15 protein-coding genes and 1 riboswitch are annotated in these 15910 nt (G+C 28.0%); of the genes, 4 read left to right on the forward strand and 11 right to left on the reverse strand.

Annotated features, from left to right (window positions below):
* The 8 genes from OXH55_RS09280 to OXH55_RS09315 form a co-directional block, all read right to left on the reverse strand.
* The coding region (locus tag OXH55_RS09280) for a PTS transporter subunit EIIC (protein ID WP_268049659.1) at nucleotides 1–286 on the reverse strand (286 nt) is incomplete at its 3' end.
* Between the two features lie 522 nt (nucleotides 287–808).
* Nucleotides 809–943 carry a hypothetical protein gene (locus OXH55_RS09285; protein WP_268049660.1) on the reverse strand — a complete coding sequence of 45 codons (135 nt, stop codon included), beginning with the start codon at nucleotides 941–943 and terminating at the stop codon, nucleotides 809–811.
* Nucleotides 944–974: 31 nt separating this feature from the next.
* Nucleotides 975–2381 carry an aminopeptidase gene (locus OXH55_RS09290; protein ID WP_268049661.1) on the reverse strand — a complete coding sequence of 469 codons (1407 nt, stop codon included), beginning with the start codon at nucleotides 2379–2381 and terminating at the stop codon, nucleotides 975–977.
* Between the two features lie 145 nt (nucleotides 2382–2526).
* The gene (locus OXH55_RS09295) at nucleotides 2527–3075 is read right to left on the reverse strand and encodes a 5-formyltetrahydrofolate cyclo-ligase (protein WP_268049662.1); all 549 of its coding nucleotides are present in this window, start codon (nucleotides 3073–3075) and stop codon (nucleotides 2527–2529) included.
* On the reverse strand, nucleotides 3065–3982 hold the full coding sequence (gene hprK, locus OXH55_RS09300; RefSeq protein ID WP_268049663.1) for an HPr(Ser) kinase/phosphatase: 918 nt from the start codon (nucleotides 3980–3982) through the stop codon (nucleotides 3065–3067). Before hprK ends, OXH55_RS09295 begins: the two co-directional genes overlap by 11 nt.
* Before the next feature lie 234 nt (nucleotides 3983–4216).
* Nucleotides 4217–5185, reverse strand: coding sequence for a class II fructose-bisphosphatase (glpX, locus tag OXH55_RS09305; RefSeq protein ID WP_268049664.1), 969 nt, complete (start codon nucleotides 5183–5185; stop codon nucleotides 4217–4219).
* Between the two features lie 349 nt (nucleotides 5186–5534).
* Complete coding sequence (locus OXH55_RS09310) at nucleotides 5535–6083, reverse strand: flavodoxin family protein (RefSeq protein ID WP_268049665.1); 549 nt, start codon at nucleotides 6081–6083, stop codon at nucleotides 5535–5537.
* A gap of 18 nt (nucleotides 6084–6101) precedes the next feature.
* Nucleotides 6102–6491 carry a hypothetical protein gene (locus tag OXH55_RS09315; protein WP_268049666.1) on the reverse strand — a complete coding sequence of 130 codons (390 nt, stop codon included), beginning with the start codon at nucleotides 6489–6491 and terminating at the stop codon, nucleotides 6102–6104.
* A gap of 360 nt (nucleotides 6492–6851) precedes the next feature.
* A riboswitch (cyclic di-GMP riboswitch) is annotated at nucleotides 6852–6939 on the forward strand.
* Between the two features lie 157 nt (nucleotides 6940–7096).
* Here OXH55_RS09315 and OXH55_RS09320 point away from each other — a divergent pair.
* From OXH55_RS09320 to OXH55_RS09335, 4 genes are read left to right on the forward strand one after another with little or no spacing between them, the layout of a single operon-like run.
* Nucleotides 7097–8998 carry a SpoIIE family protein phosphatase gene (locus OXH55_RS09320; protein WP_268049667.1) on the forward strand — a complete coding sequence of 634 codons (1902 nt, stop codon included), beginning with the start codon at nucleotides 7097–7099 and terminating at the stop codon, nucleotides 8996–8998.
* Nucleotides 8999–9010: 12 nt separating this feature from the next.
* Nucleotides 9011–9448 carry an ATP-binding protein gene (locus OXH55_RS09325; RefSeq protein ID WP_268049668.1) on the forward strand — a complete coding sequence of 146 codons (438 nt, stop codon included), beginning with the start codon at nucleotides 9011–9013 and terminating at the stop codon, nucleotides 9446–9448.
* Entirely contained in the window at nucleotides 9426–11420 is a 1995-nt protein-coding gene (locus OXH55_RS09330; RefSeq protein WP_268049669.1) for a methyl-accepting chemotaxis protein, read from the forward strand. The genes OXH55_RS09325 and OXH55_RS09330 overlap by 23 nt, the downstream gene beginning before the upstream one ends.
* 11 nt (nucleotides 11421–11431) lie before the next feature.
* A complete protein-coding gene (locus tag OXH55_RS09335) occupies nucleotides 11432–11713 on the forward strand; it encodes an STAS domain-containing protein (protein WP_268049670.1) in 282 nt (93 codons plus the stop codon).
* A gap of 148 nt (nucleotides 11714–11861) precedes the next feature.
* Here OXH55_RS09335 and OXH55_RS09340 read toward each other — a convergent pair whose 3' ends face one another.
* The 3 genes from OXH55_RS09340 to OXH55_RS09350 all read right to left on the reverse strand — a co-directional run bounded on the left by OXH55_RS09340 (nucleotide 11862) and on the right by OXH55_RS09350 (nucleotide 15906).
* Nucleotides 11862–13040, reverse strand: coding sequence for an FprA family A-type flavoprotein (locus tag OXH55_RS09340; protein ID WP_268049671.1), 1179 nt, complete (start codon nucleotides 13038–13040; stop codon nucleotides 11862–11864).
* 157 nt (nucleotides 13041–13197) lie between these two features.
* A complete protein-coding gene (gene helD, locus OXH55_RS09345; RefSeq protein ID WP_268049672.1) occupies nucleotides 13198–15486 on the reverse strand; it encodes an RNA polymerase recycling motor HelD in 2289 nt (762 codons plus the stop codon).
* An 81-nt stretch (nucleotides 15487–15567) separates the two neighbouring features.
* Nucleotides 15568–15906: a hypothetical protein gene (locus OXH55_RS09350; RefSeq protein ID WP_268049673.1), complete on the reverse strand. Its 339-nt coding sequence runs from the start codon at nucleotides 15904–15906 to the stop codon at nucleotides 15568–15570.
* Nucleotides 15907–15910: the final 4 nt, after the last annotated feature.

The following is a 15910-nucleotide window of genomic DNA, read 5'->3' on the forward strand; positions in this document are numbered from 1 at the left end:
CTATTGCTGCAAGTCCTGCAACACCTTCTCCTCCTGCTAAACCTACTGCAACTCCTACTGCGAATAATAATGAAAGATTACCAAAAATAATTCCTCCTGATTGTTCCATAACTTTAGCAAATGCTTGAAACCAATGTACATTTAACGCTGGAACAGCTGATAAAAATTGTGGATTTTGGAACATATTACCAAAAGCAAGCAATAAACCTGCTGCTGGTAGTAATGCAACTGGTAACATTAATGCTTTACCTACTTGTTGCAAAACACCAAATGATTTTTTAAACATATGATTTTCTCCTTCCTCATTATTTTGTTGGTCATTTTATTGTGTTAACCAAAACATAAAAGGCATGAACAATAGTAACAAAGATTAAACTCATATTTAGTATTTGTATTACCCTTAAACTTATACAGTTAAAAATAACTAACTGCATAAATCCAATTATAAAAATCCCCTCTTGGAACTTTATAATTATAATACAAATAATAAATATAACTTCATCTTATTTATTACCATTGGTCATGCCTTGCCTGATCGAATCAGTAACACGCAAATGTCCAATTCAAAATACATAATATTATTAAATTTTATAAAAATTACATATGACATTACCTGTCTACGTTTACAGTATAGCACGTCATTTATAATTTTTCAATACTGAAAAACATAATTTTTATTTTCAAAAAATTTTCATATAAGTCAAACATTGTTTTGTATTTTCAAATAATTATATTATATTTCTATGAAAATTCTAATAAAAATTAGGTATGCAGGACTATATCAAAAACACTCCCACATACCTGTAATCTATTTTTTTCTGTTCAGTTCATCTATTACTCTTTTTATTGTATTAAATATCAATCCCAGCCCTATCAATACAAACACTATATATACTTTTTTCTTATTGGCTGGATTGTTTATAAACTGAAGAATTTTATCCATTTCCATCTCTCCAGAAATACTTAATTATTTATTAAGCTTCTTGTAAAAATGCATGGTATCCTCTCATTGTTTCGTATACATCAGCTTTACTTACAACTTCCCATGGAGCATGCATGTTTTGTACTGCAACACCACAATCTATAACTTCCATACCATATTCAGCAAGTATATACGCTATAGTTCCACCGCCGCCTTGGTCTACTTTTCCAAGTTCAGATGTTTGCCATGATACATTATGTTTTTCCATCATAGCTCTTATTTGTGCTATATACTCAGGATTCGCATCATTGCAGCCTGATTTTCCTCTTGCTCCTGTGTACTTATTAAATACTATACCTTTTCCAAAGTAAGCACAATTTCTCTTTTCCATTACTGATGGATAGTTTGGATCATAAGCAGCACTTACATCTGATGATAACATTTTAGAATTTGAAAGCGCACGTCTAACCTTTAGTTCATTGTAATCTCCGCAAAGATTCATAACTTCTGCTACTACATTTTCAAAGAATCTAGAGTGCATTCCTGTAGCACCAATACTTCCAACCTCTTCTTTATCAACTAAAAGAGTTACACAAGTTTTTGTTGGATTTTGCATTTTAAGCATTGCTTCAAAAGATGTAAATGAGCATACTCTGTCATCATGACCATAAGCCATAACCATACTCTTATCAAGTCCATAATGTCTTGCAGCACCAGCTGGAACTACTTCAAGTTCTGCTGATACAAAATCTTCTTCATCTATATCATATTTTTCGTTTAATATCTTTAATATGTTTTGTTTCACTCTGCTTTTAGCTTCTTTATCTTCAATTGGCATACTTCCAACTAAAATATTTAAATCTTCACCTTCAATTCCTTTAGCTAACTTCTTTTGAAGTTGATCTGCTGATAAATGAACCAATAGGTCTGAAATACCTACCACTGGATCATTAGCATCTTCTCCTATAACAACATTTACAACAGTTCCATCCTTCTTAATCATAACTCCGTGAATAGCAAGAGGTAATGTTACCCATTGATATTTTTTAATTCCACCATAGTAGTGAGTATCAAGTAATGCTAAGTCTGTATCTTCATATAATGGATTTTGTTTTAAATCTAGTCTTGGAGAATCAACATGAGCTCCAAGTATTCTCATTCCTTTTTCAAAACTTTCACTTCCTATTGTAAACATAGCTAAAGTTTTGCCCATGTTATTTCCATATACTTTGTCTCCAGCCTTAAGACTGCCATTTTCTTTTATTAAATCATCTATATTTTTATATCCTGCTTTTTCTGCAAGTACTATAAATTCGTCTATGCATTCTCTTTCTGTTTTACATTTTGACATAAAATTTATGTATCTATCATTTAATTCAAATACTTTTTCTAAATCTTCCTTAGAATATTTGTCCCAAGCATATTCATATTTTTTTTCTAAACTCTTTTTCTTTTCCATTTTCTTTCCTCCTATATAGTTGTATTATAAGAATATATAGTCTATTTAAGTCACATTATCCATTATACCATAAATTTTCAAATGAAAAAGTTTACTTGTATATTATCACCAACCAAATTTATTTAGCACGCTTAGTTTTTACTTTTTAGTTATTAATTATTCTATCTACCAAAACATCAAGTTCATCCTTAGGAACTTTGTCCATAACTTGAAAATCATAAGCTAAGGCAAGCTTTACTGTATATTGATTAAGATTTTTTAAAAATCTATCGTAAAACCCTCCCCCATAGCCTACCCTTCCTCCAAAATTATCGAAAGCTACTCCTGGAACTAATACTAAATCTATATTTTTTTCATCTATTTCATGTTTAAAGCTTTCAGGTTCTAAAATTCCATAAGCTCCCTTTTTTAATTCCATTAAGTTCTTTATTTGAACTGCCTTCATACCCTTTTCTTTTGAAATAACCTTAGGAACACATATATACTTATTATCTTTCAATGCATAATCTATAATTTTATGCGTATCTACTTCACCAGAAAAACTTACATATACAAAAATATATTTAGCCTCATTATATTCCTTACTGTTTATTAATTTACTAAATATAGAAATATCTAAAATTTCTTTTTCGCCGTTCCTCATTAAAGCTCTTTTTCTTTTTATATGCTCTCTTATCTCTTCTTTACTTTCCATTACCAAACATTTCTTCCATTCTTTTATCAATCGTTTCTACTGGAGATACCTTAGATACTAAACCATATCTATAATTTGCAGCAGCTGCTTCTATGATAACTGCTATATTTCTACCTGGTCTTATAGGTACAGTTATTTTTTTAACTGGAATATCTAATATATCTAAATATTGTTTATCAGTGCCTAATCTATCATAATTTTGCTCAGCTTTCCATTGTTCTAAGTATATTACAAAATCAATAGTTTTTTCTTCCAATACTGAACTCAATCCATAAAGAGCTGGCACATCAATTATTCCCATTCCTCTAACTTCCATCATACCTGAAGTTATATATGGTGCTGTTCCATGTAAATTGCCATCTATTTCTTTTATGTCTACTGCATCATCCGCAACTAATCTATGACCTCTTTTTATAAGTTCAAGAGCAGTCTCACTTTTTCCTATACCACTTTCTCCAGTTATCAATATACCAATACCATATACATCCACTAAAACACCATGTAATCTAGTTTCAGGTGCAAGTTCAGAATCAAGATAATTTTTAAGTCTTGTTACCACTTGTGTAGTCAATAATTTACTTCTAAGTACCCATCTATTATTAAGCTTAGCATGTTCTATAAACTCATCATGAGGTTCTAAACCTCTAGCTATAATAATGCATGGTGTTTCAAATTTAAAAAACTTTCTCATTCTCTTTTTTATAACTTCAATCTGCATCGTTTCTAAAAAGCTCCACTCAGCTTTCCCTACTATTTGAACTCTTTCATTAGCAAAATAGCTGTAGTATCCCGCAAATTGAAGTCCTGGTCTATTTATATCACTAGTTCTAATTTCTGCTCCTGCTTTACCTTCTACTAATACTTCAAGATCTAAATCTTCAACTAATTTTTCAACTGTTATCGCCATTCTTTTTCCTCTCTTTTCTAGTTTTCTAATCTAAATTTTAATACTGCTTTATATAATTGTTTTTTATATATTTTACAATATAATAAAACTTTTATCCATAATTTTATACATAAAATAACTTCTTATATACTTAATATGCACCATAAATCTTTCTTAAACTCATATTAAAAATAAAAAAACGACCACAAACAAGTAAAATCGTATTTGTAGTCGTTAAAATTCTTTTTGTTTTATTTATAAAAGACAAGTTCTATTTATATGATGTATAGCTTCAACAAATCTTATTGTTCTAGTTTTAGATCTCATAACAACTGAATGAGTTGTAGCTGTATCATTTTTAGAATACACTACTCCTTTTAACAAATCACAATCTGTTAAAGCTGTAGCTCCAAAATATACGTCATCAGATTTCACTAAATCATCTATTGTTAATACCTTATTCACATCTTCTATACCCATAGCGATACATCTTTCTCTTTCTTCTTCTGTATGAGGTTCAAGAATTGCTTGCATTTCTCCACCCATACACTTAATTGCTGCAGCTGCTATAACACCTTCTGGTGCTCCACCTGTTCCGATCATTATATCTATTCCAGTGTTTTCAAATCCACATGCTAAAATAGCAGCAACATCACCTTCTCCAAACATCTTTACTCTAGCTCCAATTTCTCTTGCCTGTTCTACTATATAATTATGTCTGTCTCTTTCTTGAACAATTACAGTTAATTCCGTTATATCTTTATGTAAAGCTTTTGCTACATTTAACATATTTTCTTTTGGTGATTTATTAATATCTATAACACCCTTTGCTCCTTCTCCAACAGCAATCTTTTTCATATACATATCAGGTGCATGCAAAAGACTTCCTTTAGGTCCCATTGCAACAACAGCTATAGAGTTAGGTAATCCTTTTGCAATAAGAACTGTCCCATCAATAGGATCTACCGCAATATCCATCGCTGGCATATTTTCATCGCCTATACCTACTTTTTGTCCAATATACAGCATTGGAGCTTCATCAAGTTCTCCTTCTCCAATTACAACTGTTCCACAAATCGGCATCATATTAAATGCATCTTCCATTCCATTAACAGCTTCTTGGTCAGCAGCATTTTTATCTCCTCTTCCCATAAACTTTGATCCTCTAAGAGCAGCTGCCTCTGTAACTCTAACTAATCCCATAGCTATATCTGTATTAATCATATTAATAACCTCCACCTTTCCGTTTTAACATCCTAATTTTATAAATAAACATTTTCATAATTATTTTTTCTTTTTATCATCTTATTCTGTCAATATATCTTATAATCATATATATATATAATCACATATATCTAATCCCGTTAAATATTATATCACATTTCTTGATTTATACAAGATTATTACACAATATTTCAATGTATATGTTTACAAGTTATATCTTTTAAAGTTTTTTGTATTATTTTTGCTATATTTTTCATGAATATGTTTATTTTTTCCATTAATTATTCATATTTAATATATTATGATACGCAAAAATAAGCACAAGCCATAAAACATAGCTTGTGCTTATTTATATATTACTTGCAATTTTGTATATTTTTTCAAAAATTCTAGGATTATTTTCCACTGGATTGTTATCAGTATCAGATACATATAATTTTTCTGTTATGTCTCCATTTATACTTTTTATAAAGTATTTAAATATGTTTTCCATAGGTTTAAACATATCTTTCCATTCACTCCCTGCATTTAAAAACAACATCCCTTTCTTACTCTTATTAGAATCTTTATATTTTAATATGTATGTTTTACTCCAATAAACCTGAGTTCTGTCTATTATATTTTTAAATGTTCCTGGATAAGAGGCAAAATACATAGGAGAGAATACAATTATGTTATCACATTCATTAATTCTTTTATAAATAGATGTCATATCATCTTTTAATGAACATTCTCCTTCATGAGTGTAACAAAATTTACAATCAATGCAAGGTTTAACATTTACATCATAAGAATAAATTATGTGAACTTCTCCCTTTAAACCTTTTAGAAAAGTATCTAGCATAGCTTGTGTATTTCCATTTTTATTAGGTGACGCCATAAATATCAAACTCTTCAAACTCTATATCACTCCACATTATAATTTTAATTCTGCTAAAATATCTTCAATATCAAATTCCTCTTCAGAAAATGCTACAATAAATTCATTCTGTTCTTCTTCTTCGTCTATATCATAAGAAATATATTGTGCTAGTAAATCAAATTCTTCAGTAGCTTCTTCTATTATTTCCCCGACATTGTCTTCTGCTAAGTCATTTAAATATGGTATAAAAAATTGTTCTTTCCATACCTCACCATTTTCTACATCATCACTTTCATCAGTTGCATAACTCTTAGCTGCTGATATCTCAGCTTTATCAAAGTCATAAAAAAATCTTAACATAAATATTTCTTCTTTATAATTTATTTCTTCCACATCATTAAGCCCGTTATCTGATAAAAACTCTCTTATCTCTCTTTTATTCATTTTAATCACTCCTCATTATATCTAGTGCAGTACACCCTACACAGATTAATTTTACATTATTATATTATCATAATAATAAAAAAATATGATTAATTTTCAAAAATAGTATCTGATTACTTTTAACATACCATTCTATATATATTATTTAGATTCTTAAAGATAGTATATCTTATTACTTCTTAATAATGCTAAAAATTATCACTCAAAGAGTAAATTTATTGATTAATAGTTATAAATCTTAAATTATTTAAAAAACTTGAAAATTTATCGATAAACTTATAGAATAAAAAAGGATTTTGACAAAAAATATCGAATATGATGTAAGACTAAAAATTCAATATATAAATAAAGGTAGATATATAACGATAATAGCAAACTTATCGAAAGATAAGGACGCAAAAACATGGGTCTAAGGTAAATAAATTACTATGATTGCCAGTTTGCCGAAACATATAAATACAAATTATTATTGTAAAAATGTTAAAGCAAAGGTATCTATTAATTATAGATACCTTTTATGTTTATGAATTAAATTCAATCCCTTCTATATTGGTACATCAGAAAATTTTTTGCAGCTTAATAAAAGTAAATTAGGGAGATTTTATATGAAGAAAATAAAATTTATTAACAAAATTAGAGTTAGGATAACAGGTGCAATGATTTTATGTTCTCTTATTATGGCGTTATTAATAAGTATTATCGGCATACTTACAAACTATAATTTTTTGAAGAGAGAAATCGTTGGAAAATTGACATTACTTCCGCAGAATTATTCTAATAGTTTTAACTCTGATTTTAAAGGAATTGAAAGTTCAGTAAATACTTTACAACATTATACTGCTGCAACATTCGACTTGAAAAACTTCAACAAAAATCCTAATGAGTATATTAAACAATATGAAAAAATGATGGATTCCATAATTAAAAAAATTGCTAAAGATGCAAATAAAGCTCAAGGAATACATACAACCAATGGAGTAGAAGCAGTATATTTTACTTTTAATCCTGAGTTGACAGAAGATGTACATGAGATTTGGTATGCTGATGCTGAAAAAAATGGAACGTTAAAAAAATTAAATCCTGATCCAGATCCTGCCGATCCTTATATAGAAGATTTTTATCCTAATAACGATGAGATGCGTTGGTATTATGATCCTATAAAAGAAAAAAAAGGTGTATGGAGCGCTCCTTATGAAGAAGTTGATTTAAACATAGATATTATTTCTTATACTGAACCAGTATTTAAAGATGATGTTTTAGTTGGTATTGTAGGTATGGACATTAATATAGATGCAATGAAAAATACGATAAAAAACATGAAAATATATGATACTGGATATGCTTTTTTAATGAATAATCAATATGAATTTTTAATTCATCCTACTTTTAAAACTAAAGATAATTTACAATCAATAGAAAATGGTAATTTAAAATTTATGATAGAAGAAATAGGCAAAAAAAATTCAGGAATTATCGAATATGAATTTAAAGGGAAAAAAATATTAGGTTATTCTCATTTATCCAATAGTTGGATTTTAGGTTTTACAATACCTTTAAATGAAGTCTATTCACCATTAGAAAAACAACTTTTTCTAATTATAATATCAACACTTTTATCAATTTGTATTATCACACTAATTTCATTACATATTGGAAAATCAATTGCAAAACCTATTGTGAAAATTACACACTTGATTAAAAATACAGCTAAATTTAATTTTACTGACAATAACTCTTTGAAACTTTTATCTCAAAATACTGATGAAATAGGCATAATGGCAAAAGAAATGTTGAATATGCAAAATATATTAAAAGAAACAGGGGTAGATAAGGCTGCAAAATTACAAAGACAGTCCTTACAAAACGAATTTCCTCTTCCTAATAAAATTAATATGGAGGTAATTTATACTCCATCCAAAACAGTTGGTGGTGACTTTTACCATATAGAAAAGATAAATGATCATCTAGTTATAGGAATAATATGGGATGTAAGTGGTAAAGGTGTTACAGCGGCACTTTATACTTATGCATTTAATGTTTTATTCCATGAATCGGTATTAGATAATCAAACCCCTGCCGGCATAATTCATGATTTAAATATTAAAGTATCCGACTTTCTTGGAGAAACATATATTGCAGCTTGCTGCTTTAGTTTTAATTTTAAAAATAACGAAACGCAAGTGGTCGGTGCCGGCATTAATCAGTTTATCTTTCAAACTAATAATCATAAATGTGAAGAAAGAATTGTTAAAGGTCCTTTTCTTGGTATGTTTGAAAATAGTATATTTGACGAACAAATAATTCATTTTAAATCAGGGGATAGATTTTACTTCTTTACCGATGGATTAGAATTTATATTTGATAATGATAAACTAAAAGAAAACTATCTTAAAACAAATTCAATAACTGAATTCAAAAATCATCTAAATATTGATTTAAATGCTATGTATACTGATATGGAAGGACTAAAAGATGATTGTACAATGCTTGCATTAGAGATAAAGTGAGGTGATAATTAGTTGGAGATAAAAAGAAATGAATTTATTTTATTGGGTTTAGAAAAATATAAAGAGATTATTGATAACATTGTTACTGATTTAAATGCTTTTAACCACTATTTTGATATTAGATTAATACTTACAGAAGCTTTAACAAATGTTTTTAAATATGGAAATAAGAATAGAATCGATAAACCTATTTACTTAAGATATATCTATAATGGTACAAAGGTAAAGTTTGAGCTAGAGAGCTCAGAAAATATACTTAAAAATGTAACTATTCCAGATAAATTATCAGATGATGATTTATTAAAAGAGAACGGGAGAGGATTATTTCTAATGAAGTGTTTTGCAGATAAAATTAACTTAAAAGACAATATTTTAATTATAGAAAAATCTTTAACTGAAGAATTCAACTTGAAAATGGAGGATAAAAATGAAAGTAAGTCTAAAAACTAAATTAGTCTCGATGTTCTTTATATTTATATCAATTCCACTTATTACTTTAGGGGTTGTTTCTCATAATATGTCTTCACGTTCAATACAGCATATAACCGAAGAAGAACTAAGAGAAATTACTATGGAAACAGGAGATGCCATAAATGAAACTGTAGATTCAGTAAATAAGTATATTCAACTTCTAAGTCATAATGAAGATTTAGCTAGATTTTCAGCTGGAGATAGCACACTTAGTTCCAAAGTTTTTAAATATTTATCAAAACTGCAAAACGAGAATAATGATCATATAGAAAAGTTAATTATTACAGATACTTTAGGTAAAGGTATTATTAGTAGTGAAAATGAAAATTATGATGTTAATTTAAGTGATTGTGACTATGTACAAGATGCTTTAAAAGGCTCTGCAACTGAAAGTCAAATTATATTATCTAAGGTTACAAATAAACCTGTAATCGCAATTACCTATCCTCTAATGCTTGACGGTAAGGTTGTAGGTACAATAACTGGAACTATTAGATTCGAAAAAATTTCTAATCATGCTTCTGAAGTAAAGATAGGTAAGAATGGATATGCCTATATGATTGATAAGAATGGGTTAATTGTATATCATCCTAAAAGTGAAAAAATTTTCAAAGAAAATGTAGGTGATATAAATAATGCGGAATTAAAATCTCTAGTAGATAAAATAAAATCTGGTGAAAGTGCTGAAGGCTATTATACCTATGAAGGAATTCGTAAATTTGTAAGATTTATTCCAGCCAATAAATGGGTTGTAGCAGTAACCGCTGAATACAATGAATATATGTCTGCAGCAACAAAAATTAAAAAAGATACAATAATAATAACTATATTATCATTACTCATTTCAATACTTTTAGCTTATTTTCTAACAACAAGAAATATAATAAATCCAATTAAAGCTTTAGAAAACTTAATGATTAAAGCAGGTGATGGAGATTTAACAGTTAGAGCTAAAATAACTACAAAGGATGAGATACAAACTTTAGGTGAATACTTTAATGAAATGATTGAACAACAAGCAAATATAATAAGTAATGCTAGAAAGGCATCAGAAGAATTAGCATCATCTTCCGAAGAAATAGCTGCTTCTAGCGAAGAAATAAGTTCATCAACTGAGCAAATTGCTGCTAGTATACAAGAAGTGGCATCTAATGCAGATGATCAAAATAATTCAATAGTTGAAACCTCAGAAGTTTTAGTTCAACTTTCTAGTTTAGTTCAAATAGCTCAAAAAAGAGCACTTACAACTAAAAATAACTCTGAACATACTATGAATGCTGCACAACAAGGGCGAATAAAAATTAAAGAAACAGTTGAAGCTATTGAAAATATAAATACAATGTCAACTGAAACATCAGATGTATTAAAAGTATTAGATGAAATTTCTAAAAAAGTTAGCGGAATTATTAGCACAATTAACAATATTTCAGACCAAACTAATTTATTAGCATTAAATGCTGCTATTGAAGCTGCAAGAGCTGGTGAACACGGAAAAGGTTTTGCAGTAGTTGCAGATGAAGTTCGTAAGCTTTCAGAACAAACAAATATTGGTGCAGGTGAAATCTCTTCATTGGTAAATGAAATGGTAATTCAAATAGATAAAGCAGTAAAATCTATGAATTCTAGTACGGAAGTAGTTAAAAATGGAGTATTTGTGGCAAATGAAACTGATAAATCATTTGTTGCAATTATAGATGCAGTAGTACAAATAGTACAAGATATTGAAAAAATAGTAGATGTTACAAAAGATGAAGTTGCAAGTTCTGATCAAATAGTAAAACTTATTGACTCAGTTGCAACTATTACTGAAACTACATCATCACATAGTCAAGAAGTTGCTGCTGCTGCTGAGGAACAATCTTCAATAGTTGAAAACCTAGCTGCTAGTTCAGAACAAACTAGTGCTATGGCAAGCAATTTAAATAATCTTGTAGAAAAGTTTATAGTTTGAGGTGAATATAAATGAATGATATAAATATGTTAATCCCTGAGAATTTTTCAGTAGATGAAGTTACTGAGTTTAGAGAAAAAGTTAACACTTTAATTAGTAACGGCGAAAAACATTTTGTGCTTAATTTTAGTAATTGCACATTTATTGACAGTACAGGACTTGGAGTGTTAGTAGGTATTTATAAAAAATGTATGGAGTTAAATGGTAGTTTGAAACTTCACTCACTTAATCAACAGGTTATGAAAGTTTTTAAACTAACTAGATTAGATAAAATATTTGATATTCAGATATAAAACTTTATTAGATTATAATATCAATGTTTTTTCTAATAAAAAATTGATTTTTAAATAAAATGAAAGGAACATAAATCTAGTCTTAGTCTACATTTATGTTCCTTTTTTATTTAATTTGATTGCCACTTCTTTTTATACGGTAAAATTATTATAATATTTCCATAAATCTTTCTAAAAACTCATCTGCCATTTTATAATCTTTTTCTGAAGGTACAAGCTTAAATCTAAATCCTTCATCCAAAGTTTTAAACTTCATAGATTTTAATCTATCATTCATCATTGGAACTCCTTCTCCACTCCATCCATAAGAACCAAAGGCTGCTGCTGCTTTTCCTCTATTTGGTATCACGCATATTGAAGTTAGTAATCTCCAAGCTGGTTCAACTGCATCTTGGTTAATTGTTGGAGAACCTACAAGTATTCCAGTTGCTTTATTTACAAGCTCTACAGCTTCATTTATATCCATAGAAGTTATCTCATGTGCTTCTGCTCTTATGCCCTTTTCACTAATTTTCTCTGCTAGATATTTAGCCATTTCCTCTGTATTGTGATAAGCTGATATATATAAAATTTGAACATTTTTCTCTAATGGTTCTTCAGTTGCCATTTCTTTGTATAATTCAATAGATTTTTCTACAGATTCACCAGAATGAATTGGACCATGACTTGGTGCTATCATATCTATATCTAAGCCTTTAATTTTATCTAACCCTGCTAAAACAAATTTCTTAAATGGTCCCATTATTACATTGAAATAATATGTGAACTCTTTTAAATAATCCTCATTATGATGTTCCATTATTATATTTTGTGGACAATAATGAGCTCCAGTTACATCACAAGTAAATAAAATATTTTTTTCTTCAACATAAGTAAATATAGTATCTGGCCAGTGCAAGTTTGGAGCAGACACAAATTTCAATGTATGTTTACCTAAATTAAGTTCTCCAAGCTTTGATGCATTTTCTGATTTGAACTCTCTATTTAAAATATCACCTAAATAATTTATAGCTGCAGGTGAGGCAACAACTACTGCTTCTGGATAAACTTCCAACATCTTTTTAACAGAACCACTATGATCAAGCTCTGTATGCTGAACTATTATATAATCAACCTTTCTATCTCCTATTACTTCTTTTATACTTTCTATAGATTGGTCAAAAAATCCGTCTTTTACACTATCTATAACTGCAACTTTCTCATCATCTATAATATAAGAGTTATATGTAGTTCCTTTTTCTGTCTTCATTATTATATCAAAAACTTCAAGCCCAGGATCTTTAACTCCTACCCAATAAATGCTATTCTTTAATTCAACTGTACTCATTTTAATTCCCTCCTCAAATTAAATTATTTCCCCTAACCTTATTTTAATAGTTATATTTTATCATAAAACAAACAAATATTAAATAATAATTTTTATTATTTAATATTTGTTGTAAAATTCTAATCTATAAATTTATTATTTCCTTTTAGCAAACTTATTACTCTATAAGAATAGATTTATTTCCATTATAGAATATATATTCTAAATGTAATGCTCTTGTCAAAACCACATATAATAATTTTTTATCTAATTCTATATTTTTATAATTCTCATCATTACAATTGTAAATTACACTACAGTCAAACTCTAATCCTTTTGTCATATATGATGGTAAAATTATCTTTCCTAAGTTCAAATCTGTATCATTGTCCTTAATACAATTCCATTTATACACACTGTGCTTTTCCACAATTTCATGTATCTTTGAGCATTCTTCTAAGTGCCTACCTATTATTGCTATATTATTCTTTCCTACAGCTTCAACCTGTTTTACTATTTTATCAAGCTTTAGTACAAATTCTTCATCATTATCAAATTTTATAATTTCTGGTTCTTTTCCATGTCTTAATACGGGCAGTGCAGGTTTTAAGTTATTCTTTTGTTTTCTTAATACTTTATTTGCAAAATTTATAATTTCTACTGTTGAACGATAGCTTTGAGTCATTTGAACATAAGTTGCTTCTTTTTTAAAAGTATCATCTATAACTTTTTCCCATTCTTCAATTCCTTTATAGTAATATATTCCTTGACCCACATCTCCAACTATTGTTAGTGAAGTATTAGTTGACATTTCCTTTAAAATTTCAAGCTGGAATACACTATAATCCTGTGCTTCATCTACAACTATATGCTTATATTTATTATTATTTCCATCAATTTTAAATTTTAAGTACATAAGTGCAGCTAAATCATCACTATCTATAATACCTTTATTTAAATTTTCTCTTATTTCAGTCATCATATATTCTGATAAATTTTTAGGAATTTTACCTTTTGTAACTTCATTAAAAATTTCTTCATTAGTTAAAAATTGATTATATAACTTTAAAATATCTTTATCCTTCCAATTTCTAAAATATTCTTTTACCGATTTTAGTGCCTTATCTTTGATGCCTTCCGTTTCTTTATCTCTTCTATCATATAATTCTATTATTTTCTTTCTTTGTTCTTCTCCATTACTCATACTTTTCTTAATATTTTTTATATCATCGGAATATTTTAACTCTATTTCGTCACATATTCCCCTAACTTTTTCATTGACTCTACCATTAATGTATCTTTGCATTTCATCTTTTCTTTTATTTAATGGAAGATGTACTAAATCTTTCGCATAAAGTCTTTTAATTGAGTTTTTATCAAATAACACATACTCTTCTACCATTATAGATTCTATGTCTGTATCTCTTATTTCTAAATATCTTATATATCTATCTATTAAAATTTTAAAAATTGCACTCCCCTTAAGTTTGCTACTATTCAGAGCTAATTTTTTTATATTATTATCTTTACATTCTAATATGTATCCTAATTTTTCATCTTTATTATAAATTTTTTTATGTATTCCTAAATATGAAGATACCATTTCCTCAAAAGTTATTTGAGTAACATCATCCGCTCCTAAACTTGGTAGAACTTCAGATATGTAATCTAAAAATAACTTATTAGGTGCTATTACCAAAATATCTTTTCCTTCAATTTTATTTTTATATCTATAAAGTAAATAAGCTAACCTATGCAGCGCTACCGTAGTCTTTCCTGAACCTGCAGAACCTTGAACAATTATAGGTTTATTTATATCTGCTCTTATTATATCATTTTGCTCTTTCTGAATAGTGGCAACTACATCTTTAAGTTTACTGCTTACATTCTCTTCTAAGTTTATTTTTAAAAACTCATCTATAAGTGAATTTCCTTCTTCTTCTCCCATACCCGTCTTAAGAATTATATCATTTATTCCTTCATCAAATATATCAACTATTTTTGAATTCTTAAATAAAAATTTTCTCTTTAATAAAAGCTCTCCATAAATCTCTCCTACTGGTGCATCATAACTTGCCTTTCCCTGAGTACCACTGTAATACAAATCTGCAATAGGTGATCTCCAATCTATTACAATCTCTTCCTCATCTTTACTATCATATAATCCAAATTTTCCAATATAAAAGTTCTCTTCTTCTCTCAGATTTTCTTTAAAATCTATTCTAGCAAAATAAGGCTGTTCCATAGCCTCACTATATTTTTTATAGTTTTTAGCTGTATTTTTATATAACTTATTGTTTATTTCTAATTCAACATTATAACTTCTTGTTTTTTTCTTAAGATGAGCTATTTTCTCTTTCAATTTTTCTTTATTTATAGCGATAGATTCAATTTCTTTTTTAATCCATATTTTTATATTTTTTAAATTTTCCTTTTCTAATTGTAAATCATTTTTCTTTAAAGTCATAAAGTTACACTCGCCCCCTTTTTCTTCAATATTCTTCGTAAATTATTGTATAATAAAAAGATACCTTTTGGTACCTTTTTATCAATATATTAATGTATCATAGGGATATATTTGCAAATAAGCTTCAAATAATTGTCTCGCATCCTCTTCTGAAGTTTTTCCTTCTGACAAACTTCTATAAAGCATATATAACTTTGAATGTAATTCTGGATTTCTATGCGCTGCTTCTTTCATTTTCTCATGAATTATTTCCTGTAATGGTTTATCCTCATTATAATTAGAAGCTTTCATTAACATATTTGTTACATCACTTATCCTTTTCTTTAACACATAATCAGGACAGCAATTATTTATCTCTTTTAATTCAAATATAACCTTTTCTATTACTTCCTTATCTATATAGATTTCATTATCTTCCATTTTA

This window comes from Clostridium ganghwense, assembly GCF_026735165.1.
Classification (GTDB): Bacteria; Bacillota; Clostridia; order Clostridiales; family Clostridiaceae; genus Clostridium_H; species Clostridium_H ganghwense.